Raw genomic sequence first — 23,362 nt, forward strand, 5'->3', positions numbered from 1 at the left:
TGTCAATGAGAAAGAAAAGGTTTGTTATTAGCTTGCGCCCAATTCAATACTTGGAAGAAATCTTAGAAGCTTAAAAAATAGTGAAAAACAAAATTGGTAAAGGATACTCATTCATGCGTTTGTCGTGTTAGACGGTGGGTTAAGGTAGCCCAAAGTGGTGATTTGTGATATACTTACGTTATGGGAACATGGAAATCTAAAAATAGGCACAAATATTTATTACAATACCACATAATATTTGTATGTAAATACAGAAAGAAACTACTCGTATCAAAACGGATATCGGATGATATAAAAAAGCTTTCGTACGAGATATGCCAAAAGCATCATGTAATAATCAGATACATGGAAACGGATAAAGACCATATTCATTACATGATAGAAACGGAACCGCAATGTCTATCAGTAAAATCGTAAATCTGATGAAGAGCTATACAACATATTATATATGGGAAAGATATCCTAATTATTTATGAAAACATTTTTGGAAAGAGCATACTTTCTGGACAGATGGGTATTTCGCTTGCAGTGTAGGGAAAGTTTCGGAAGAAATGCTGCGTAAATACATAGAAAATCAGGGATAGACGGGGGTGACAGCAAGTGTTAAAAGCATATAAATTCAGGATATATCCAAATAATGAGCAAAAAGTACAGATTGCAAAAACGTTTGGCTGCTGCCGTTTTGTTTATAATAAGACTTTAGCATATAGGAAAGAAATATATGAGAAAGAGAAAAAGTCTGTCAGTAAAACAGACTGCAATAACTACTGCAACAGGGAATTAAAAAAGGACCATGAATGGCTGAAGGAAGTGGACAAATTTGCCCTGACTAACGCAATTTATAACATGGATGCGGCATATCAAAAGTTCTTTCAGGAAGATGCGGGATATCCGAAATTCAAGAGCAAACATGATAACCATAAATCCTATACAACAAACTTCACAAATGGAAATATTGCAGTAGATTTTAAGACAGGGAGAGTAAAACTGCCAAAGCTAAAAGAAGTGAGAACAAAATTACATAGAAATTTCAGTGGTCAGATAAAATCAGCCACAGTTAGCCAAGTGCCAAGTGGGAAATATTATGTGTCAATATTGGTAGAAACAGAGCATGAAGAAATTCAGCACACAAAGCAAAATATTGGTCTGGATTTAGGAATTAAGGAATTGTGTATCACATCAGATGGAAGAAAATACGAGAATCCAAAGACAATAAAAAAATATGAGCGAAAACTGACAAGATTACAGAGAGAATTAGCCCACAAAGAAAAAAGAAGTAATAATTACTATAAAGTAAAGAAAAAGATGGCATTATGCCATGAGAAAATCACAAATACCAGAAAGGATTATCTGCATAAGATATCTCATGAGATTATCAGCGAAAACCAAGTGATAGTATCGGAGAAACTAGAGATAAAAAATATGGTAAAAAACCATCATCTGGCAAAATCAATATCAGATGCATCATGGTATGAGCTGACAAGACAGTTAGAGTATAAGGCAGAGTGGAATGGAAGGGAATATATAAAAATAGATACTTTCTATGCCAGCAGTCAGTTATGTTCTGTTTGCGGATATCAGAATGCGGAAACAAAGAATCTGTCTGTGAGGGAATGGACATGTCCTGTCTGTGGGGCAAAGCATGATAGGGATATTAATGCGGCAAAAAATATTTTAGTGGAAGGATTAAGGCAAATAGCATAAAGAAACCTGTATAGGGCAGGGACTGCCCGAATCAACGCCTGTGGAGATAGTAGGTTACGAGGTCGATGAAGCAGGAAGCCCATTGGCTTTAGACAATGGGTAGTTCACCTTGGAGGTGGAACAAGCATTTATCCGGCTGTTAAAGATGCATATAAAAAATTAACCAATACAAATGCGAAAATAAAACATATTATTTTACTGACAGATGGTCAGGATGGATTTGATGATTATAGTGATTTACTTAAACAGCTCGATCGTTCTGGTGTTACACTTTCCACAGTTGCAGTTGGTAATGGCGCGGACAAAACTTTATTAGGTTGGCTTGCAAAACAAGGAAAAGGAAGAGCATATTATACGGATATTCATTCTGATATTCCTCGAATTTTTGCAAAAGAAGTGTTTTTATCAGCAATTTCTTATTTAGTTCAAGAAGAGTTTACACCAATTATAACAAGCAATAGTGAAATGCTTTCATCGCTTGTAGAAGATGGTCTGCCTACAATGAAAGGATATATTGCTTCCTCTCCAAAAGACTCAGCGACCGTGCATTTGATGTCAGATCGAGGTGATCCAATCTTAACAAGCTGGCAGTGTGGTCTTGGAAGAACGGTAGCATTTAATTCAGATGGTGAGAATAAATGGACTGGAAATTATGCAAAATGGGATAAGTATCCTATGTTTTGGAAAAACATCATCGAATGGACAATTACTGACATGAATAATGGAGATAATTCGGTAAAGATTTTGGAATCAGGTCAGAAGAATCTAATACAGTATGAAACGAAGCAATACGATAAAAATACAAAGGTAACAGCAGTATGTACCGGTGAAAAGGGGGAAACCAAAGAAGTTTTGCTGGAAGCCATGGGGCCGGGAACTTATATTGGTAAAATTCAATTACCTGACATAGGTGTTTATAGCATTAATGTTACAAAAAAACAAAATGGGAAAATTGTGTCTACAGAAAATACAGCAATGGCAGTTCAGTATTCAAATGAATATAGAGTAGGCGATACAAAGAATGTATTAAAAAAATGGGTGAACGAAGTAGATGGAATATTTGTGAAACAACCTCATGAGGTTCAAAAAACAAAAATCGAGTCCGTTGCATCGAATCTGGCACTTTCGAAATATCTTCTTGTCCTTTCCTTACTTTTCTTTATGGCTGAGATTGTATGTAAACGACTTGCGTTTGAGAGAAAGAAAAAAGAGAACGTAAATTCGAAAAAATCAAAAGATTCTATAGAAAAATTAGACACAGATTTCTTGTTAAAAAGGAAAAAACAAAGATAAGAAAGTTTTTAAAAATGTATTTTTAAAAACTTTCATGTATCAGGAGGATTGACAAGGGAATAATAATATTATATAATAATGGTACAAAAAACTGAACAAAAAATTGAACAAAAAGGAGAATTTTATGTTAGCAGTTAATTATTCAACAGTTAGAAATAATCTGAAAAGTTATTGTGATGAAGCAACTGATAATGGAGAAATTGTTATTGTTACACGCAAAGAAGAAAAAAATATTGTTATATTAAGTCTCGACAAATATAATCAGTTAGAAAAAGCGGCTAGAAATGCAGAATATCTTTCCATGATTGATAGAAGTATAGAACAGCTTTCTTCCGGTGAGGGGAAGAATCATGAATTAATAGAGGAAGATGATAATGCAGAAATTATGGGCAGATAGAGCATGGGATGATTATTTACAATGGCAAGTTACTGATAAAAAGATAGCCAAGAAAATCAATGAACTTGTAAAAAGTATCGAGCGTGAAGGATTGTCACAAGGGCTAGGAAAACCTGAACCATTAAAATATAGAAAAGCATGGAGCAGACGGATAGACCAAGAACATAGATTGATTTATGATATAGATGATAATGGTTATCTATGGATAATTGCGTGTAAAGGACACTATGAAGATTAGCACCTGCATCTAAAACACAGTAATTAAAAAAATGAACCACCAACCTGTAATTAACAGGTTTGGTGGTATCAATTTGAAACTATGAAAATGGAAGAAGAAAAATATATTTATATAATAACATAGTTTTTTGAAAAATGATAGGGTTTTTTTGAAAAATATTAAAAAAATAATAAAGTTTCGATTATGATGGTAAGAAAATCGTAAGAAATGGCTATATTTCGTATTCTAAAATATGATTTGAAATTTTAATCTCTTGATAGATTGCACGATACTCTTCGTGCGAAAGTTCAACAATGTAATTTTTTGTAAAGTTTTTGACCAATCCTTTTTGAAGTAAAATGTCAACTGCTTTATTGTATGCAATTGCAGCTTCAACTTCTTTTCTATATTTCCCAATAATAAAATCCCCGTTTATGTGAATTTTTGCTTTATATATAGGAAGTCCCTTTTCTATTAACTGGCAGACGCCATGATACTTATTTATAATCTCAATATTTTCATAACGATAATCAGTAGAATCTCCATTTACAAATCGATAATCTTTTCCGCAAACAGCAAAATTTTTAATGCCATAGCGTGCTAAAATATTTACCTGCATTCCAAAGTCAGAAACGAATAGGTGCCCTCCCCGTTTCATTATTTTGTGGTCGGCATAGTAAAACAAATCGTCGGCTGCAAATTTAAAAACGGTTGATTGGGATAGAAAGTATAAAAAGTATCGTTTTTTGATATAAATTGGTGTTTTGAAATATAATTTATTATCTCTAAAATTAATTAAAATAATTGATTTTTCAAATGGAAGGCTTTTGGTGCAATGATTTGAAAGAAATTCCTCTAATGTAAAAGTGTCATCGGACAAAATTTTGTTTGCATCCATGTATGCTTCATGGGCTTCGTGTTCCGTCTGATAGCTTCCAAGGCTGATATGTTTATTTCTATATGTAATTGATGCACGAAAATATAAAGTTCCGTCTTTTTTATTGGCGGTGTATACTCCTGGTAACAAACCCATCATTTATCCCTCCCGAATTAGTTGTTTTTCAAGTTCCTTCTATGTCCAAAAGAATAAGAAAAGAAATTGTATTAAGTATAACATAACATCTTTTTATAAGAAAAGGGAAAATTTGATTTCTACAAAATATTACAAAAATATGAAACGGGAAAGGGTAAAAAAGATTGAAAAATCGTTAGCTTTTGAATAAAATCAAAAAAAATGAATAAAATAATTAATAAATACGTAATATTTAAAAATAAATTCTATAGAAAAATGAAACAAAAATTTAACATTTTAAAATTTAAATATTGTGCAAAAAAATGGTTAATGGTAAAAAATGGAATAATTATAAAGTTGTATGTTCCAAACTTTTGAAAACTATGTTGACACTTAAATTTTGAATGTTATAATGCAATGGAAACTGAAAACAGATTTTGAGCAACGCTCAGGAAAAGAGGAAGTATATATGCAAAATGTACACTGGTTCCTTCCTGAAGTCAAAATCCAGATAGCAAGAGGAATTGCCAGTGGTATGATTGTAATTCTGTCTATCATGGGAATTGACGAGATTCAAAGCAGAAATCAGCAGCATATAGTGTATGCTAAGACTACAGAATCCGCGGATGTGGAGAAAAAACAAGATTCTGTGACTGCTAGGAATGAGAATGAACAGGAAGTAACACAAGCGCAGGTGGCACAAATACAACTCGATGAAACGGTAGAGGCAGGGTTAAATGAAAGTGTTGAAGCAATGCAGACGGACCTTGCAAGAGAAATTGCTAAGGAAGAGAGAAAAGCAAAACTCGCCAAAGAAAAGTTAAGACTTGAGAGAGAAAGGCAGAAAAACCGAATTCAGTTATCAAATACAGATAAAAATGTATTATTGAGAATCGTTGAGGCGGAAGCAACCGGAGAAGATATCAAAGGTAAAATGCTTGTGGCCAACGTGATTTTAAATCGAGTTAAGGACGATGAATTCCCGGATAGTGTGGAAAAAGTCGTTTTTCAAAAAGAAAGTGGCGTCTACCAGTTTTCGCCAATCAAAGATGGAAGATACTATAAGGTGTCAATTTCCAAGTCGACAAGAACTGCTATAGAGCGGGTATTAAATGGTGAAGACGAATCAAAAGGAGCTCTTTATTTTATGTCAAGAAGGCAGGCAGCAAGACACAATGTAAGATGGTTTGATAGCAGTCTTACATGGTTATTAGAGCATGGGACCCATGAATTTTTTAAGTAGAAAATAGTTTAACATGGAATAATTAATGATGTTAGGGTCAAAAGATATAATGGAAAGGCATCGTCTATAAGGAAAAAAGTATTTCTTTACAGATGGTGCTTTTTCTTGCTTTATAGGAAACTTCGTCTCCTATAAAGCAAAAATGCTCCGCGAGGATGTGCACTGATTTTTATTTGGGGTATTGAGAACGAAGTAACCTTATGTTATAATACCCATAATTTGACCTACACAGAAAGACGAATGTGTTTTTGTGGCGGTATATGAAATAGAAGCAACTGTATGTGGATAAGAAAAGAGGTAAAATATGGAGTTAGTGTATAAGAGTACTAGAAATGAACAGGATGTTGTAACTGCTTCCCAGGCAATTTTAAAGGGACTTGCTGATGATGGAGGCTTATTTGTTCCGGAACGGATTCCAAAGCTTGATAAGTCATTGGAAGAGCTTGCTCAAAAAGACTATCAGGGTGTTGCTTATGAAGTTATGAAACAATATTTAACGGATTTTACAGAAGAAGAGTTAAAGCAATGTATTGCGAAAGCTTATGATAAAAAATTTGATACAGATAAAATAGCTCCAATAAAGGAAGCAGATGGTGTTTATTATTTGGAGTTATTCCATGGGGCTACAATTGCCTTTAAAGATATGGCACTGTCCATATTGCCACATTTATTGATTACTTCTGCAAAAAAGAATCATGTAAAAAATGAAATTGTTATATTAACGGCAACTTCAGGTGATACAGGAAAAGCTGCTTTAGCAGGATTTGCAGATGTAGAGGGAACAAGTATTATCGTATTTTATCCTAAAAATGGCGTTAGTAATGTGCAGGAAAAACAAATGGTAACACAAAAAGGTGCAAACACAAAGGTAGTTGGAATTCATGGTAACTTTGATGATGCACAAAGCGGAGTAAAGGCTATCTTTGGAGATAAAGAATTGGCCAAACGGATGCTTCAAAAAGGCTATCAGTTCTCCTCTGCCAACTCTATTAATATAGGAAGATTAGTTCCTCAAATTGTGTACTATGTATATTCTTATACCCGTTTATTAAAAGAAGGAACGATAAAAAAAGACGAAAAGATAAATATTGTAGTCCCTACTGGTAATTTTGGAAATATATTAGCAGCATATTATGCGAAAAATATGGGAGTACCAATTAAAAAGTTAATTTGTGCTTCGAATGAAAATAAGGTTCTGTTTGATTTCTTTAAAACTGGTACTTACAATAAAAATAGAAAATTTATATTAACAAGTTCCCCATCAATGGATATATTAATTTCTAGTAACTTAGAACGTCTTATTTATAAAATTGCCGGAAATAATGCAAAAATTTGTAAACAGCTGATGAGTTCATTAAAAAATGAGGGAGTGTATCAGCTGACAGATGAGATGGAAGAACAGCTGGAAGATTTTTATGGCGGTTATGCCAGTGAAGAAGAAACCATACAGACAATTAAGAAAGTGTATGACAAGACAGGATATGTAATTGATACCCATACTGCAGTTGCAGCAGGTGTTTATTATGATTATAAAGAAGAAACGAATGATATGACAAAGACTTTAGTTGCTTCAACTGCAAGTCCTTATAAATTTGCAAGAAGTGTTATGTCGGCAATTGATAAACAAAAATATGAACTCATGGAAGACTTCGAATTAATGGACGAATTAAGCAAGGTTTCCGGCGTTAAAGTTCCTAATGCAATAGAAGAAATTCGTTTGGCTCCTGTGTTGCATAACCTTGTCTGTGAAAAAGATAAGATGAAAGAAACGGTAGAAATGATTTTAGGATTATAATATTTTCAAGTAAAAAAATAGAAAAATGATGGAATTATGATAAAAAAATGAGCAAAACACAAAATTAGACTCAAAATAATCTAAATATGACAACGAGATGACATATTTTTGCCATATTCAAAAGGCATTATATAAGTACATCAAAGATGTCAGGATAAAAAGATTGATTGCATCACGTCGAAAGTCGTTCTGATAGCTTTGAAGAATATAATCAGAAGATACAAGAGGTGTCTTGGGTTCGAAAGAATCTAAGCGATTATAAAAATAGTCAATTTTCTTAGGAAAAATACTTGACCTTTGAAATGAATATTGTTATAATCATCTTGTTATTGGAAAGATTATATTTAGATATGTTGTCTTTACATAATTTTTTTTGATATGTAGCTGTCAAAAAACAAAGGAAAAGAGGGCAACATGGTAAATATAATACTTTAACTTAAAATTTTAAGGAGGAAGAAAGATGAAGAAAAATTTCTTTAAGAAATTAGCTTTAGTGCTTGCATTAGTACTTACTGTAACAAGCTTGAACTACGTTCCAGCTTCCGCAGCAGCTACTCCAGCATGGAAAGCTAAAAAGAGCGTAATTAGTTTAATGAACCGTTACGCATATGGTGTAAAAAATGTACCTTCTAAAGGTAAAGTAACATGGAAAACTGGTAACACAAAGGTAGCTAAAGTATCCCAGAAAGGTTCTTTAGTAGCAGTTGGTGAAGGAACAACAACATTAAAAGCTACTGTAAAGAACAAAGCTGGTAAAACAGTAAAAACTTTAACACAGAAAGTTACTGTAAAAGCTCCAGTATGGACAGCTACAAAAGACACATTAAAAGAAGGTGAAAGAACAACTTTCACAAAACAGTATACAGCAAAAGGAGCAAAAGTTAAATTTGCTTCCAGCAATACAGAAGTAGCTAAAGTATCTCAAAAAGGTTCTGTATTAGCAGTTAAAGCTGGTAAAACAACAATCACAGCTACATTCTCCATGAATGGTGAAGAATATGCTACATTAACAAAAGATGTTACTGTAGAAGCTGTTGAAACTGCAATTCAGGCTGTAGCTCAGAACACAACAACAAAATTAACAGCTACATTTGTTGGTGAAACAAAAGATGTTAAAGCTTCTGAATTCAAAATTGTAAATGCTAACAACGTAGTAGTACCTGTTAAATCAGCAACAGTTGATACAACAGATAAGACAAAAGTTGTTCTTGAAACATATGTAGAAATGAAAGACGGAAAAGAATACACAGTAACATATACTGGTAAAGTAGAATCTTCCGCTAAATTCACAGCTACAGATGGAACAGTTGCTGCACTTAATGTAACTCCACTTACAATTACAGCAGCTTCTGCAACAGAAATTAAAGTTCAGACATTAGATGCTAACAACGTAATCGTTGGTGAATATGCATATGGCAAACAACCATCAGAAGTTGAATTTACAATTGATACAAACAGTGGTTATACAGAAGGTAGCAAATTATATTTGTATGAAGTAGGTAATACAGCTAAAGCTAAAGTTGTATATCATACATTCAAATATGATGATAAAGGTGTTGAAACAGGAAAGCTTGAAAAAGAATTCACAATCACAGGTGTTAAAGATGCTACAACAGTTTCCAGCTTTAAATACACAATCTCCGATAAGGACAAAGCTCCTAACTGGGAAAAATCTTTTGAAGCTGTAACAACACTTGCTACAAACGATGATAATAAAGAAGTATTCTTCAATATTACAGATTCTAATAAGAATGATGTAACAAAGAATTACAAAGTATCTTCTGCTGATACAACAAAGATTCTTGTATCTGAAGAAACTTTGGAAAGCAATAAAAAAGGTGTTAAGATTGTTCCAGTAGCAGAAGGAACAGGATATATCCTTGTTAAGAATAAAGACAATGTCGTAGTTGCTTCTTTACCAGTTGTAGTAACAGCTAAGAAAAAAGCAACAAACTTAGTACTTGACACTACATCTTTCACAATTGGTAATGGTGATAAAGCAGTAGACGCTAACAAGAAAACTGTAAAAGCAACTGTAAAAGATCAGTACGGTAAAGATATGAAATTTGATGGTAACGTTTCTATTGATATCTTAAGCCAGCCTACAGACAGCAAAGCAACAGTTAAGAAAAATAGTGCACACTTTACAGTTTCTGGAAGTTCAATTACTGTAGATGGTTCGAAGTTCACATCTACAGAAAAAGGCTCTTATGTTGTAAAAGTAAGTGCAACATTAGATAATGTAACAGTTTCTAGAACATTTAACTTTGTCGTAAAAGATGTAGCTAATAAAACTGCAACATCTTACAAACTTATCTTTGATGGTGTTGATTCTAACAATAAAGTTGACTTAAAAGTTGCCGATGATGCTACTTTAGAAAAAGCTCAGAAAACTGTAAAAGCTACAGTAGCTGGTATTTATGACGGTGTTGTAGTAAGTACAGTTGGAGATGCTAAGATTACATTTGCAAAAGCTGATGGAACTAAAGTAGACGAAAAAATTGTAGCTAATGATACAATTAAATTATCTGTAGCTTCAAATGGAGCAATCGTTAAGAATGTGACAGAAGGAAGCTATAAAGTAACTGCTGAATTTACTACTAAGGATAAAGATAACAAAGATGTTGCACAAAAACTTACATCTAGCTTTGTAGTTGCTGATACTCAGCCTGCAACAACTGTATCCGTTAAAGAACTTTCTGTAGAAGAATCTACAATTGAAGCTGCATTGTCAAGTGATAAGAATGTACAATTCTACTATGATGGTGTTAAAGCTACACTTGTAAGCGTTAGTGTAGCTGCTGACCAAAAGAAAGTAATGGATAAGAAAGTTGCAGTTATGAAAGCAACAGTAGTTATTAAGATTAATGATAACGTAAATCTTCAAGTAGAAGTACCTGTAAATGCAACATTTACTTTAAAATAATATAGTTAATATATTATGATACAAAAAGGATTCTAAGGAAACTTAGGGTCCTTTTTAGTTGTATCTAATACAAATAAACCACCTGCTATGCAGGTGTGTCCACAGATGCTTTAGCTTACAGTGAAAAACCTCCAGTGATATAATAAGTACAGGTTCGCCAACCGTACATATATCAAAGGAGGTATCCAAATGGACATAAATAGTTTATCACATAGTAAATGGAATTGTAAGTATCATATTGTTTTTGCACCTAAATTTAGGAGAAAAATAGCATATGGTCAATTGAAGCAGGATATAGCAAATATATTGAGTATGCTATGCAAAAGAAAGGGAGTAAAAATAGTAGAAGCTGAAATATGATCAGATTACGTGCATATGTTGGTAGAAATACCACCGAATATTAGTGTATCAAGTTTTGTGGGATATTTGAAAGGAAAAAGTACCTTGATGATATTTGAACGCCATGCAAATTTGAAATACAAGTATGGAAATCGACATTTTTGGTGCAGAGGTTATTATGTGGATACAGTTGGAAAGAATGCAAAAAAGATACAAGAGTATATTCAAAATCAATTAAAAGAAGATTTGGAATATGATCAAATGACACTGAAAGAGTATATAGACCCGTTCACGGGTGAGCCGGTAAAATAAAGCAACTAAAATAAGCCCTTTAGGGCTTGGCAGATGAATGATGTTGCGGCTGGCGGACTTTTCGATGAGTCTTTAGACTCCAGTGCCGGTAACAAGCCCTTCTAGGGCTAGAGCAAACCACCGGTTCAACCGGTGGTTCTGATTATTAAATTGAATTAGAATCACAAGGAGGGCGTTGTGAAATGGAATTATTTTTGTTAATAGAAGAAAAACTAAAGGAATTAAGCATCAATTTTAACGTTGTGGAGCATGAACCTGCTCTGACTACGGAACAGGCAGATCGTTTTATTGAAGGGCTGGAAGGTGTTCGTACGAAAACAATGTTTTTGACAAACAGGAAAAAAACAGAATTTTATATGCTTATAATGGATGATAAAAAAAGATTAGATATGAAGAAGTTAGGAGAAATTGTTTCTGCAAATCATATAAAAATGGTTTCTGAAAATACGATATATGAGAAAATAATGTCACAACCTGGAATTGTTTCACCGTTTGCATTAATGAATAACAAAGAAAAAGATATAAAAGTTTATATTGATAAAGAGATAATAGAGGAGGAATACATGACGTTTCACCCTGGTACAAATGAAAAAACTCTGTTTATTAAAACAGTTGACCTATTGAAATTTCTTGAAAGTATTGAATATGATGTAAATGTTATAGAAATTTAACAAATCTTAGAATGAAAAATAAAAAAATATAAATAAAGATTAGTCCTTGATGAGTTTCTTTCAAAAGTTAAAGAAACTCATCAAGGACTAACCCTTATCTAGGAAGAAAAAAATCAATTATCATTAGCTGTGAGCATAAAAGGATTTAGTATTATTACTATTCGTATTGTAATTGATTTGTTATGTACAATTGTTGAATGTAATATTTTATTTTATGATAATTGTTCCTTTTTTACCATTGTATTTACTGCAATTCCAAGACCTATTAATAACCAGAAGACAGGGGCAAGGGTTATAGAGGAATCATTGGCAAGTCCTGCAACCATATAACCTAAAGTTCCAACTAAAATACTGGCACCGATTTGTGATAAATAGGTATCAAATGAATGTTTAAAGTACAATTTAATGCTGGACACAAAATATATAACATAAAAGGCAAGAAAAGCAATCAGTGAAAGTACACCAGTCTGTACGCCAATTTGCAGGTACATATTATGTGGTTTGGAAATTAAAGCGGTCAAACAATCGTTGTTATATCGACCAACGAAGTCATCATTCGGAAATTCCAATAAAAATGTATCAGCACCCGTACCAAGTATAAGAGTATTTTTTAATAAAGGTATTGTTCTACTCCAGATATAACCACGACCAGTAGCGAATGATTCATGTTCAGAATCAAAAACAGCGGTTTCTGGATTTTTTATTTTGCAAGTCTTTCCTGTATTCGATAAATAATAATAAGTATTATCACCGAGCTGATTTGTAAAGTACCAATCCTGTCCATCTATGTTGATGTTAAAATACAATGTATTATCTGAATTCATTACACTGACAGAGAAGGTTGCAAATCGTTCGTCTGTAACTTGTAAACCAACCGTGTCATCTTTTAGTGTAGAGGATATGGTCTTTCCATTTTCATCTTTTAAAACTAATTGTGAAGCAATATTTTCGCCATTTGGATTGAAGGAAAAATACAACTTTTGATGATTATATTCAATCATAACATTATCATCATTTGTTTGAATCTGATTTAATGGTTTTTCTGCATTTTTAACATTTTGCAAAGCAAATTGAATACTTGTGATAAGTTGGTTATCTGTTATTGCGTTATAGGCAAAAAACGAAACACATAATACAGCTAATATGCCACCAAATAATTTCCAATATTTAAAAATAGTTTTTCTAAAAAGAAGTAACATAAATAGTAGAGAAACAATGATAGCAATAAGTCCCGTTTTTGATTTTGACCCAAATAAACAGATAATAACTGTTATTGATAATGGAATATAAGCAAACAATGATTTCCTATTCTTATTAAATAGAATTAATATAATTAAAAGCGGAATAAATAAACTTGCATAAACACCTACATAATTAGGGTTATAAAGGGAAGTATAAACTTGCCCATCAGGGAATGTAAATTGTATGCTGTCTGATTTACTTAGTTCACTTGGAAGATATAAGGATCTTCCCAAAGAGGAACGATAAAAATCCAAAGAAAAGGCTTGGAACATGCCAATTAGACATAAAATTCCTGCTCCAATTAAAAGCCATTTTATAATTGTTTTTACATCTTGTTCTGTTTGGACAAAAAGATAAGTATAATAAGCAAGGATACAATAACTCAATAATACCCATAACGATTCCATTTGTTCCGTCATACCATGATATCCGAAATAAGAATATTCCGAAAAAACGGTAGATAATATAGAGAGTATTCCGTAAATAAGTAGAGGAATCCAAATAGTATTCGTTTTAACAGATAAACAGTTTTTTTGAAATTTTTTGTCCGAGCTTATTTTGTAAATAAGAATACAAGCCATTACGACACCTATGGTAGTAAATACTACCATCTTCCAATACAAAAAGATATCAGCTGAAGTTTCTGAACCAGACCATGGAAATTCAGAAAGATGATTGTTGTATTCATGGTAGTACATGATAAGTGGAATAAATGGTATTAAAATTAAAGGAAATAAAAAATAATTTTTTTGACTTGCTGATTTGTATTTTTGCCGTTTTTTATTATAAGACATAATTTTCCTCCTAAGATATATAAAATAACTACACTAATTATACACTAAAACATTGGAAATTCAAATTATAAAGTAGAGAAATTCTTGCTATCTAGCACTTTTTGTGTTACGCTTATGATAGAAGTGGTAGAAAAGATAGAAAAAGATAGAAGGAGCGATATTATGGAATTGTTTGAGAGTGAAATAGTTGAATTAAAAGAAATCTATACTTCTGATTTGAAGAAGGAAATTATTGCATTTGCAAACACAAATGGTGGTACAATTTATATTGGTGTTCAGGATAACGGAAAAATCATTGGTATTGATAACCCTGATTTTGTGATGCAGCAAATATCAAATTCACTAAGAGATAGTATCCGACCAGATATTTCTATGTTTATTACCATTACACTGTTACAAGAAGAAAAGAAATTTTTTATTAAATTGAATATTAGTCAAGGTACAAAAAAGCCATATTACTTATCTGAGAAGGGACTTAAACCAACAGGCGTCTATGTTAGAAGTGGAACAACATCTGCCCCTGCGTCTGAAGATGCTATTCGCATGATGATAAAAATGACAGATGGTGAGGCATTTGAAAGAAATCGTTCTTTACTTCAGAATTTAACTTTTAATAGACTAAAAGAGGAATTACAGAAAAGAGGTTTAGATTTCACTGAAGTTCAAATGAAAAATTTAGGTATTCTCTCTTCTGATAATATTTATACCAATATGGGATTGCTTGTTTCAGACCAATGCAAGCACTCTATTAAATTTGCAATTTTTCAAGGCACAGATAAGTTAGTATTTAAAGATAGAAAAGAATTTACTGGTTCGTTATTTGATCAGCTTACCGATGCTTATAAAACAATTGACTTTTATAATGGAACAAAAGCGACTTTCCACGATTTGCTTCGTACAGATGAGAGAGATTATCCAGTAGACGCTGTTCGTGAAGCATTATTAAATGCTATTGTTCACAGGGAATATTCTTTTAGTGGTAGTACATTTATAAACCTATATTCGGATCGTTTAGAGATTATCTCATTAGGCGGACTAGTATCGGGGTTATCTTTAGAGGCAGCTATGTTGGGAGCATCACAACCTAGAAATGAAAAACTTGCAGCTTTATTTTATAGAATGAAGTTAATTGAGGCATATGGAACAGGTATTAGCAAAATTCTTAGTTGCTACAAAGGTCTACCTGTACAGCCTAAATTTGAAAGTGTTGAAGGGGCATTTCAGGTTGTCCTTCCTAATATACATGCAGAAAAATTAAATAGTGGAAATGAGAAGTATTTACCAATACTTCGATTGTTTGAGAATCAAAAAGAAATTACTCGCTCTGATACAGAACAAGCTTTGGGTAGTGGAACAACTCATGCTATTAATATACTTAAAGAAATGCAAGAAAAAGGACTTATTAAAAAAGTTGGAAGAGGCAGACTGACAAGATATATAATGAAATAAGAGTTTTTCATATTCATTAATTCAAATTATAAAGTAGAGAAATGTAGAAAAAAAGAAGAAGGTATGTTATAATATGCAGGAATGTAATTCAAGTTGTTAGCTAAAAGGAGAAAAAGTTTAATATGTTATATCAGAAGATGATAAAACGTTTATTAGATATTATATTATCGCTGCTGGGAATTATTTTTTTATCTTGGCTATTGGTAATTCTGGCAGTCATCGTAAAATGCACTTCCAGGGGTCCGATTTTATTTTGCCAGCGGCGAATAGGAATTAATAAAAAAGAGTTTTTTATCTATAAATTTCGTACGATGCGTATTGATACGCCCAAAGACATGCCAACCCATTTGTTGGAGAATCCGGAACAGTATATTACACCAATTGGAAAATTCATGCGAAAAACAAGTTTAGATGAGTTACCACAGCTTTTTAATATTTTATCGGGAGAAATGAGTGTAGTAGGACCACGTCCTGCACTATGGAACCAGTATGACTTAATTGCACTTCGTGACAAAAATGGTGCGAATGCAATTCGTCCGGGGCTTACAGGTTTAGCACAGATCAGTGGAAGAGATGAACTTCCAATTAAAAAGAAAGCAAAACTAGATGGTAAATATGCAAAAAAAGTAAGTTATTTACTTGATTTTTGGATTGTGTTAAGGACAATTGAAAGTGTACTAAAACACGATGGAGTAAAAGAAGGTGGAGTAAAAGAAGGTGGAGTAAAATAGTGATGGGAAGGGATAAAAGCGTGTATGCGGCAGAAAAATAAAAAGAGAGTGTGAGAAAATGCAACGAAAAGTCCTTATTATAGGCGAACATAGTTACATAGGCAATTCATTTAAACAGTATGTGACTCAAAATCATTCTATTGATTCAGAGATTCAGGTGGAAACAGTTGGAGCAAAGAATGGTCAATGGGAAAAAAAAGATTTTAGTCAATATGATGTAATTCTTCATGTAGCAGCAATTGTTCATCAAAAAGAAAAATTAGATAAAAAGCAATTATATATTGATGTAAATACAAAGCTTCCTATTTTAGTTGCAAAAAAAGCAAAACAAGCAGGTGTAAAACAATTTATTTTCTTGAGTACAATGTCGGTTTATGGTAATGTAGAAGGAGCAATTACAGAAAAGACACCACTTAAACCTGTTACAATGTATGGAAAAAGCAAACTGCTGGCAGAACGGAAATTACAGGAATTGAGTTCGGAACAATTTAAAGTTGCCATTGTAAGACCACCAATGGTATATGGGAAAGGGTGTCCGGGAAATTATGCAAGACTTGAGAGGCTTGCGAAGTATTGTCCGGTATTTCCTGATGTGGATAATAAGAGAAGTATGATACATATTAAGAATTTGTGTGAATATTTATATCTGATTATTGGAAGAGAAGAAGTAGGAATAGGATTACCACAAAATTTATTTTTAATTAAAACAACAGATTTGTTTTGTAAAATTCGTACAAGTCTTAGTAAAAGAACATATAGGACAAGCTTATTTAATGCAATAATTTTTTTGCTTATTAAAAAAAGCGGTAGTTTTTCTAAAATGTTTGGTAGCTGCTACTATCAGAAAAATGCGTATTTTGAAAATCAAATTAAAATTGGAATAAAAGAATATCAAGTGGTAACCTATGAAGAGAGTATTTACAAGTAAAAGATTGGAATGGATGTAAGAAGAAAGTTGAGAGAATAATGGGTGACAATAGAAAAAAGCTTCGTGTTCTTCAAGTAAATAAGTTGTATTATCCGGTAACTGGAGGAATAGAGCGTGTAGTTCAGCAAATTGCAGAGGGACTTAAGGATAAGGTAGACATGAGAGTTCTTGTCTGCCAAAGAAAAGGAAGAACGGTAACAGAAAAAATAAATAGCGTATGGGTGAAACGTTCTTCAAGCTTGGGAGTTATAGCATCGTTACCAATCTCCTTTTCTTTTTTTTGGCATTTAAGAAAAATTTCGAAAAATTGTGATATTATACAATTTCATATGCCATTTCCATTAGGAGATTTGGCTTGTTTACTTTCGGGCTATAAAGGAAAAGTGGTTGTCTGGTGGCATAGTGATATTGTCAGACAGAAAAAAATGATGAAACTATATCGCCCAGTTATGGAAGCCTTTTTAAAAAGAGCAGATGTTATTATTGTAGCAACAAAAGGGCATATAGAAGGTTCTGCTTACTTAAAGCCTTATAGAAAAAAATGTGTTGTTATACCATTTGGAGTAGAAAAGGCGATATTTGAGGACAGCACAAAGTGGTTGGAAAGGGAAAATAAGGTAAAAGAAAATCTAGAGATAAACAAAGAAGTCCGATTTTTATTTGTGGGACGTTTGGTATATTATAAAGGGTGTAAAATATTGCTTGAAGCATTTAGAAATGTCAAAAATGCAAAGCTTATTATGGTGGGAAATGGACCAATGGAAAATGAACTTAAACAAATTGTAAAAAAATATGGATTAGAGAAAAAAGTAGAGTTTTTAGGTAATATTAATGAAAAAGAATTGCAAGAGCAATATAAGGCTTGTGATGCTTTAGTACTTCCATCCATTGTTCGGAGTGAAGCTTTTGGTTTGGTTCAAATAGAAGCAATGGCTTACGGAAAACCTGTGATTAATACAAATTTGCCAAGCGGAGTGCCATATGTCAGCCGGCATATGGAAACTGGTTTAACGGTTAAACCAGGGAATATAAGCGAGTTGGAAAAAGCTATGAATTGGTTGGTGGAACATGAAGAAGAACGATTAGCGATGGGAAAAAGAGCTAGGGAGCGTGTGGAACAGGAATATACAGTGGAAAAAATGTTGGAGAGGGTAGAAAGAATTTATTAGAAAAGTAGGAGAGATAATGGTATGCGAATTGCATTTGATATACAGCCATTACTAAATAACAGTAAATCAGGAGTGGGATTTTATGAACATGGATTGGTAACGGAATTAGTTAATAAAAAAAAGGAAGACCAATTTTATCTTCAGTTTTTTTCTTATAAAAATAGGGAAGAAAAAAGAAAAATAGCAAAACGATATCTTTCGAATAATACGGAAATGGATGAATGTACTTATTTTCCAGGAAGTTTGTATAGGGTATTGATGAGCTTTATTTATTTTCCATATCATTTTTTCTTTAAAAAACAAGCAGAAATAACGCATTTTTTTAATTTTTGTATACCACCTGGGGTAAAAGGAAAAAAAGTAGTAACAATTCATGATATGACATTTCGTGCATATCCTGGAACAATGCGGTGGAAAACGAAAATGGTGCTTGCGTTAAATATAAAAAAGAGTATTCGCAGGGCAGATAAGATAATTGCAGATTCTGAGTTTACAAAGAAAGAGATGCAAAAATATTATTCCGTCAATGAAACTAAAATAGCAGTAGTTCCTTGTGGAATTGATTTTAATATATTTCATACAGAATATAATGATGATACAATATCTGAGGTAAAGACAAAGTATAAAATAACAGGAGATTATTTTTTATATTTGGGGACATTAGAACCTCGAAAAAATATTGAAGGGTTAATAAAGGCTTATGCTATATTTTGCAAAAAACATAGTAATGAGGCGATACCTAAACTTGTTTTAGCAGGTGGAAAAGGTTGGAATTATGAAACTATATTTTCGGCTGTAAAAGAATATAGTTTAGAAGAAAGAATATATTTTACCGGCTATGTAGCAGATGAAGACGTACCTAAACTTATGGCTGGTGCATATGCATTTTGTTTTCCTTCTTTTTATGAAGGATTTGGTATGCCACCGTTAGAAGCGATGGCATGTGGGACTCCTGTTCTAACTTCGAATAATTCTTCGTTAACTGAAGTTACGGCTGATGCAGCTTTCAAGGTGAATCCTAATTCAATTGAAGAAATAGCAGATGGTTTAGAAGTACTTTGGCAAGATAAACAATTATATCACGAACTTCGAAAAAAAGGGATTGAGCAGGCGAAAAAATATTCATGGGAAAATGCTGCCAATCTGCTTTATAATGTATATAAAGAGCTTTAAAAGATAATAGATGAGGTGAAACTGTGAAAACAAAGAAAAGACAAATTATAATAGTGCTAACAGGTATAATTTTTTGTGCATATATTTTTTTATTAGTCACTATAAGTAAAAATCAAAATCCATATTGTGTTATAATTTCTTCTGATAAAACCCAATATGAGGTTGTTAAATCTCAAATAAAAGAAGTGGAATATAATATTCCGGTTTATATAAAAAATAAAGCAAATCGTGAATTATCATCAATAAAGAACTTTTATCTCAGCTATCATCTTTACGATGAAAAAAAGAAATTAATTCAATTTGATAATGTAAGAACGGAAATTCCAGCTGTTTTTTCGACCGATAAGAAATTAGTTGATTTAAAAGTAGAAGTTCCATTAAAAAAAGGTCATTATTTCTTAGAACCAGATATTGTAAATGAAGGCGTTACATGGTTTTCAGAACAAGGTAATAAAAATGAAATGATAGAATTTGTTATAAAATAATTAAAGGAAAAGAAAATGATGCAAGTATTAGAAGAATTATTTAATTATAGAGAAATGATATTTAGTTTAGTAAGGCGGGATCTACGAGGAAGATATAAGGGATCGGTTTTAGGATTTTTGTGGACATTTATTAATCCTCTATTACAGTTGGCAGTATATACGGTAGTTTTTTCATTTATAATGAGGGCAGGTATTGAGAAGTTTTATTTATTTTTATTTGTTGCATTAGTCCCATGGCTATTTTTTGGTACATGCCTTTCTGGTGGTGCAAGTTGTATTTGGGCACAACAAGATATGGTTAAAAAAATATATTTTCCAAGAGAAGTACTTCCATTGTCTTTTACGATTAGTCAGTTTATTAATATGTTATTAAGTTTTTTAGTTATTTTTGTAGTACTTGTATTTTCAGGAGTCGGAATTAATTTAGTAGCACTTTTATATTTACCATTGATTATGTTTATAGAATTTATATTGGCATTAGGAACTGTGTTTATTGTATCGGCACTGACGGTATATTTCCGAGATTTTGAATATATATTGGGAATTATACAAATGGCATGGATGTATTTAACACCTGTATTATATTCTATGGATTTGATACCAGAAGAATATCGTTCTATATTTAAATTAAATCCTATGACACCAATTATTATTGCTTATAGAGATATTTTATATTATAAGCAAATTCCACATCTTGAAACATTATTACAGGCGAGTATATTGGGAATTATTGTTTTAATAATTGGATTTTATATATTTGGGAAATTAAAACGTAATTTTGCTGAAGAATTATAATATTAGTAAGTTTGTTTAGAATGGAGTACATGATGCAATCTGATAATGTAATAGAAGTAAAAGATTTAAAAAAGAAATTTAAAGTATATTATGATAAAGGAAATAGTTTAAAAGAAAAGATTCTATTTAAGAGCCGTAATAAGTATGAGGAAAGATGGGTTTTGAATGGGATTTCTTTTAATGTAAAAAAAGGAGAAGCAATTGGATTAATCGGACATAATGGGTGTGGAAAGAGTACAACATTAAAACTTTTAAATAGAATTATATATCCTACCAGTGGTGAAATTAAGATGAAAGGAAGAGTTTCCAGTTTAATTGAATTGGGAGCAGGATTTCACCCGGATATGAGTGGAAGAGAGAATATTTATATTAATGCATCTATTTTTGGATTGACCAAAAAGGAAATTGATGAAAGAATCGATGATATTATTGAATTTTCTGAATTAGAAGAATTTATGGATAATCCTGTAAGAACATATTCATCAGGAATGTATATGCGTTTGGCTTTTGCTGTAGCAATCAATGTAGATGCGGATATACTTTTAATTGATGAAATTTTAGCAGTAGGGGATGCTAACTTTCAGGCAAAATGTTTTAATAAATTAAGAGAAATTAAGGGAAAAGGTGTAACAATAGTTATTGTTTCCCATTCTTTAGGGCAGGTAGAACAGATATGTGATAGAACCATTTGGATCGATAAGGGGTTGATTCGTGAAGAAGGACAACCTAGAAAGGTACACCCTTTGTATATGGATTATATGTCTGATACTACATTGAATTCTCATCAGAAAAAGGAAGAGGAAGAAGAAAAGACAACGGAAAGCGAAGAGGTTCAAAATGAAAATGTAGTAGAGGAAAATTCTCCAAGAGATATTGGAAATTTTGATATAAAAATTACAGACGTACAATTAATTGATGTTAAGACAAGAAAACCAGCTACAAAATTTCATATTGAAGATCAAATGGAACTACAGGTTTGTTATATGAGGAAAAATAAGAATATAAAAAAGTGTGAATTTGGATTTCACATATTTAGAAGTGATGGGTTGGATTACTATGGAACGAACACTCTAATTGATAAAGTAAATAGTGTAGAATTAAAAGATACTGGGAAAATATCAGTTGTTTTTGGTGCTATATATTTATTGCAGGGAGAATATAAAATAGATATTGCATTTCATAATGATTTAGGTCTGACATATAATCATAGATATAATGCAGTGGAATTTGAAATTAAAAATTATTATGATGAAGTTGGAATTGCACGGGTTACTCATGAATGGATATTTAATGAAAAGGAGAAATAAAAATAATGGAGAAAATAAAAGAAATTATTTATTTACCTTCGTTAAGGTGTAATTTGAATTGCCAACATTGCGGAGAAAATCAGGATATAGCAAAAAATGATGAAATAAACAGTATGCTAGTGCTTCAGCAGTTAGAGGCCAGTATCTTATTAGAAGTGCCAGTAATATCAATTAGTGGTGGCGAACCTTTTTTAAATAATACAATTATACAATTTATAATTGAGGGAATAAAAAGAACAAATTTTAAATTTAATATTACAACGAATGGTTACTTTACAGAAAAGATAAAGGAAACAATAGAGAATATTAATTCCAGTGACAGAGATAGAGTATCTTTTAATATATCAATAGATGGATTGGAAAATACACATAATAAAATTAGAAGGAATGAACATTCTTTTGAAAAAGCAATTGAAAGTGTTACTTATTTAGTTGAGCAAGGCATCGACACTAGTATTAATGTTGTTGTTCAGAAAGATAATCTAAATGAATTAGAAGAACTTGAAAGATTTTTTAACCAAATTTCATTAAATATTAAATTGAATTTTATACCATTAGCTATAGATATAGCAGAATCAGGAGAAAACATTTATACAGAAGAGTATCAAAAAAATATTTGGAAAAGAATTAAGACTCCTTTAGAAAAAAAGATTATTTTATCAAAAGGGGAATATAAGGTAAAGCAGTGTCATGCAGGACAAAAAAATATTGTAATAGGTGCAGATGGAAGAGTTTATGCCTGCTTGACAGGGGCATTTTATAAAGGAAAAGAATGGCGAGAAAAGTTTTGTTTAGGAGATTTAAAAAAATCATCCTTGGATGAAATCCTATTTAATTTACCTAAAAGAGAAGAAGTCTATAATAAAGCAGTTTTACTTTGCAAGGGATGTTCGAATCCGTGTGAGGTGAATAGAGAGGTGCATCTATTTGGACAGAGAAGTGATTATTCATTTGAGGAGATCCAGACTGCTTTTAAATTAGAGCAAGAGGGTAGATTTGGAGAGGCATTGTTAGATTATTTTGCTTGGCATGATATAGAATATTATGGAACAGATAATAAATTGTGTTGGAGTAAAAAATTAGACGCAAGTATCTTTGTAGATCAGAAGGAGAAGAATCCTAACAAACTTTCTATTTCGTATCGAAAATTGATTCCTGACTCCAAAGTAAAAATTTTATTAAATGGAGAAGAAGTTGTTTGTGATAATGATCATACAATTCAAAAACAAGTTGTTTTGGATATTTCGAGTATTAAAGAGCAGTATATTGTAATTACTTTCTTGGTGGATTCTTTGAACAGTCCATCTCGATGTATTGGAAATGGCGATTTCAGATATTTAGGAATTGGAATAGAAGATCTAAAAATAGAGTAGATAAATA

19 protein-coding genes and 3 pseudogenes are annotated in these 23,362 nt (G+C 32.0%); 20 read left to right on the forward strand and 2 right to left on the reverse strand.

Annotation, left to right across the window (positions count from 1 at the left end):
• Positions 1–180 precede the first annotated feature (180 nt).
• From tnpA (FYJ58_RS15445) to FYJ58_RS11505, 6 genes and pseudogenes are all read left to right on the forward strand, one after another.
• Positions 181–584: pseudogene (gene tnpA / locus FYJ58_RS15445) on the forward strand (IS200/IS605 family transposase).
• Positions 585–600: 16 nt separating this feature from the next.
• Positions 601–1,704 (forward strand): IS200/IS605 family element RNA-guided endonuclease TnpB, encoded by a 1,104-nt coding sequence (gene tnpB, locus FYJ58_RS11485; protein ID WP_328597848.1) that lies wholly within the window; start codon positions 601–603, stop codon positions 1,702–1,704.
• A gap of 81 nt (positions 1,705–1,785) precedes the next feature.
• Positions 1,786–2,049, forward strand: a pseudogene (locus FYJ58_RS15385) (vWA domain-containing protein); the annotation flags it as partial.
• Between the two features lie 51 nt (positions 2,050–2,100).
• Entirely contained in the window at positions 2,101–2,997 is an 897-nt protein-coding gene (locus tag FYJ58_RS11495; RefSeq protein WP_154519869.1) for a glutamine amidotransferase, read from the forward strand.
• Positions 2,998–3,121: 124 nt separating this feature from the next.
• Positions 3,122–3,394, forward strand: a complete 273-nt coding sequence (locus tag FYJ58_RS11500; protein ID WP_154519870.1) for a type II toxin-antitoxin system Phd/YefM family antitoxin — start codon at positions 3,122–3,124, stop codon at positions 3,392–3,394.
• Complete coding sequence (locus FYJ58_RS11505; protein ID WP_154519871.1) at positions 3,372–3,632, forward strand: Txe/YoeB family addiction module toxin; 261 nt, start codon at positions 3,372–3,374, stop codon at positions 3,630–3,632. Before FYJ58_RS11500 ends, FYJ58_RS11505 begins: the two co-directional genes overlap by 23 nt.
• A gap of 211 nt (positions 3,633–3,843) precedes the next feature.
• Here the strand turns inward: FYJ58_RS11505 and FYJ58_RS11510 are convergent, their stop codons facing one another.
• Positions 3,844–4,638 carry a hypothetical protein gene (locus tag FYJ58_RS11510; RefSeq protein WP_154519910.1) on the reverse strand — a complete coding sequence of 265 codons (795 nt, stop codon included), beginning with the start codon at positions 4,636–4,638 and terminating at the stop codon, positions 3,844–3,846.
• Positions 4,639–5,092: 454 nt separating this feature from the next.
• Between FYJ58_RS11510 and FYJ58_RS11515 the strand changes: the two genes are divergently transcribed.
• From FYJ58_RS11515 to FYJ58_RS11535, 5 genes and pseudogenes are all read left to right on the forward strand, one after another.
• Positions 5,093–5,866: a cell wall hydrolase gene (locus FYJ58_RS11515; protein ID WP_205839245.1), complete on the forward strand. Its 774-nt coding sequence runs from the start codon at positions 5,093–5,095 to the stop codon at positions 5,864–5,866.
• A gap of 304 nt (positions 5,867–6,170) precedes the next feature.
• Positions 6,171–7,661, forward strand: a complete 1,491-nt coding sequence (gene thrC, locus FYJ58_RS11520; RefSeq protein ID WP_154519873.1) for a threonine synthase — start codon at positions 6,171–6,173, stop codon at positions 7,659–7,661.
• Between the two features lie 460 nt (positions 7,662–8,121).
• Complete coding sequence (locus FYJ58_RS11525; protein ID WP_154519874.1) at positions 8,122–10,587, forward strand: Ig-like domain-containing protein; 2,466 nt, start codon at positions 8,122–8,124, stop codon at positions 10,585–10,587.
• A gap of 189 nt (positions 10,588–10,776) precedes the next feature.
• Positions 10,777–11,238 (forward strand): annotated as a pseudogene (tnpA, locus tag FYJ58_RS11530) (IS200/IS605 family transposase).
• 182 nt (positions 11,239–11,420) lie between these two features.
• Entirely contained in the window at positions 11,421–11,909 is a 489-nt protein-coding gene (locus tag FYJ58_RS11535) for a prolyl-tRNA synthetase associated domain-containing protein (RefSeq protein WP_154519875.1), read from the forward strand.
• Between the two features lie 212 nt (positions 11,910–12,121).
• Here the strand turns inward: FYJ58_RS11535 and FYJ58_RS11540 are convergent, their stop codons facing one another.
• Positions 12,122–13,945 (reverse strand): O-antigen ligase family protein, encoded by a 1,824-nt coding sequence (locus FYJ58_RS11540; RefSeq protein WP_154519876.1) that lies wholly within the window; start codon positions 13,943–13,945, stop codon positions 12,122–12,124.
• Positions 13,946–14,107: 162 nt separating this feature from the next.
• Between FYJ58_RS11540 and FYJ58_RS11545 the strand changes: the two genes are divergently transcribed.
• The 9 genes from FYJ58_RS11545 to FYJ58_RS11585 all read left to right on the forward strand — a co-directional run bounded on the left by FYJ58_RS11545 (position 14,108) and on the right by FYJ58_RS11585 (position 23,355).
• The gene (locus FYJ58_RS11545; protein WP_154519877.1) at positions 14,108–15,394 is read left to right on the forward strand and encodes an RNA-binding domain-containing protein; all 1,287 of its coding nucleotides are present in this window, start codon (positions 14,108–14,110) and stop codon (positions 15,392–15,394) included.
• A gap of 122 nt (positions 15,395–15,516) precedes the next feature.
• The gene (locus tag FYJ58_RS11550; protein ID WP_154519878.1) at positions 15,517–16,125 is read left to right on the forward strand and encodes a sugar transferase; all 609 of its coding nucleotides are present in this window, start codon (positions 15,517–15,519) and stop codon (positions 16,123–16,125) included.
• Positions 16,126–16,183: 58 nt separating this feature from the next.
• Positions 16,184–17,053 carry an NAD-dependent epimerase/dehydratase family protein gene (locus tag FYJ58_RS11555; protein WP_154519879.1) on the forward strand — a complete coding sequence of 290 codons (870 nt, stop codon included), beginning with the start codon at positions 16,184–16,186 and terminating at the stop codon, positions 17,051–17,053.
• Positions 17,054–17,091: 38 nt separating this feature from the next.
• A complete protein-coding gene (locus FYJ58_RS11560; protein WP_154519880.1) occupies positions 17,092–18,222 on the forward strand; it encodes a glycosyltransferase in 1,131 nt (376 codons plus the stop codon).
• A 21-nt stretch (positions 18,223–18,243) separates the two neighbouring features.
• Complete coding sequence (locus tag FYJ58_RS11565; RefSeq protein WP_154519881.1) at positions 18,244–19,395, forward strand: glycosyltransferase family 4 protein; 1,152 nt, start codon at positions 18,244–18,246, stop codon at positions 19,393–19,395.
• Between the two features lie 23 nt (positions 19,396–19,418).
• Positions 19,419–19,880, forward strand: a complete 462-nt coding sequence (locus tag FYJ58_RS11570) for a hypothetical protein (protein ID WP_154519882.1) — start codon at positions 19,419–19,421, stop codon at positions 19,878–19,880.
• Positions 19,881–19,895: 15 nt separating this feature from the next.
• Positions 19,896–20,675 carry an ABC transporter permease gene (locus FYJ58_RS11575; protein ID WP_331464195.1) on the forward strand — a complete coding sequence of 260 codons (780 nt, stop codon included), beginning with the start codon at positions 19,896–19,898 and terminating at the stop codon, positions 20,673–20,675.
• Positions 20,676–20,695: 20 nt separating this feature from the next.
• Complete coding sequence (locus tag FYJ58_RS11580; RefSeq protein WP_328597849.1) at positions 20,696–21,982, forward strand: ABC transporter ATP-binding protein; 1,287 nt, start codon at positions 20,696–20,698, stop codon at positions 21,980–21,982.
• A 5-nt stretch (positions 21,983–21,987) separates the two neighbouring features.
• Positions 21,988–23,355, forward strand: coding sequence for a radical SAM protein (locus tag FYJ58_RS11585; protein ID WP_154519883.1), 1,368 nt, complete (start codon positions 21,988–21,990; stop codon positions 23,353–23,355).
• Positions 23,356–23,362 lie beyond the last annotated feature (7 nt).

The organism is Velocimicrobium porci (genome assembly GCF_009696045.1).
In the GTDB taxonomy this organism is placed as follows: Bacteria; Bacillota; Clostridia; order Lachnospirales; family Lachnospiraceae; genus Velocimicrobium; species Velocimicrobium porci.

Excerpts from the sequence above, each read along its gene's own strand:
- FYJ58_RS11575 (WP_331464195.1), top strand. The coding sequence starts at position 19,896 with ATGATGCAAGTATTAGAAGAATTATTTAATTATAGAGAAATGATATTT.
- thrC (WP_154519873.1), top strand. The coding sequence starts at position 6,171 with ATGGAGTTAGTGTATAAGAGTACTAGAAATGAACAGGATGTTGTAACT.
- FYJ58_RS11555 (WP_154519879.1), top strand. The coding sequence starts at position 16,184 with ATGCAACGAAAAGTCCTTATTATAGGCGAACATAGTTACATAGGCAAT.
- FYJ58_RS11545 (WP_154519877.1), top strand. The coding sequence starts at position 14,108 with ATGGAATTGTTTGAGAGTGAAATAGTTGAATTAAAAGAAATCTATACT.
- FYJ58_RS11525 (WP_154519874.1), top strand. The coding sequence starts at position 8,122 with ATGAAGAAAAATTTCTTTAAGAAATTAGCTTTAGTGCTTGCATTAGTA.
- FYJ58_RS11565 (WP_154519881.1), top strand. The coding sequence starts at position 18,244 with ATGCGAATTGCATTTGATATACAGCCATTACTAAATAACAGTAAATCA.
- FYJ58_RS11535 (WP_154519875.1), top strand. The coding sequence starts at position 11,421 with ATGGAATTATTTTTGTTAATAGAAGAAAAACTAAAGGAATTAAGCATC.
- FYJ58_RS11560 (WP_154519880.1), top strand. The coding sequence starts at position 17,092 with ATGGGTGACAATAGAAAAAAGCTTCGTGTTCTTCAAGTAAATAAGTTG.
- FYJ58_RS11515 (WP_205839245.1), top strand. The coding sequence starts at position 5,093 with ATGCAAAATGTACACTGGTTCCTTCCTGAAGTCAAAATCCAGATAGCA.
- FYJ58_RS11585 (WP_154519883.1), top strand. The coding sequence starts at position 21,988 with ATGGAGAAAATAAAAGAAATTATTTATTTACCTTCGTTAAGGTGTAAT.
- FYJ58_RS11540 (WP_154519876.1), bottom strand. The coding sequence starts at position 13,945 with ATGTCTTATAATAAAAAACGGCAAAAATACAAATCAGCAAGTCAAAAA.
- FYJ58_RS11580 (WP_328597849.1), top strand. The coding sequence starts at position 20,696 with ATGGAGTACATGATGCAATCTGATAATGTAATAGAAGTAAAAGATTTA.
- FYJ58_RS11505 (WP_154519871.1), top strand. The coding sequence starts at position 3,372 with ATGCAGAAATTATGGGCAGATAGAGCATGGGATGATTATTTACAATGG.
- FYJ58_RS11500 (WP_154519870.1), top strand. The coding sequence starts at position 3,122 with ATGTTAGCAGTTAATTATTCAACAGTTAGAAATAATCTGAAAAGTTAT.
- FYJ58_RS11550 (WP_154519878.1), top strand. The coding sequence starts at position 15,517 with ATGTTATATCAGAAGATGATAAAACGTTTATTAGATATTATATTATCG.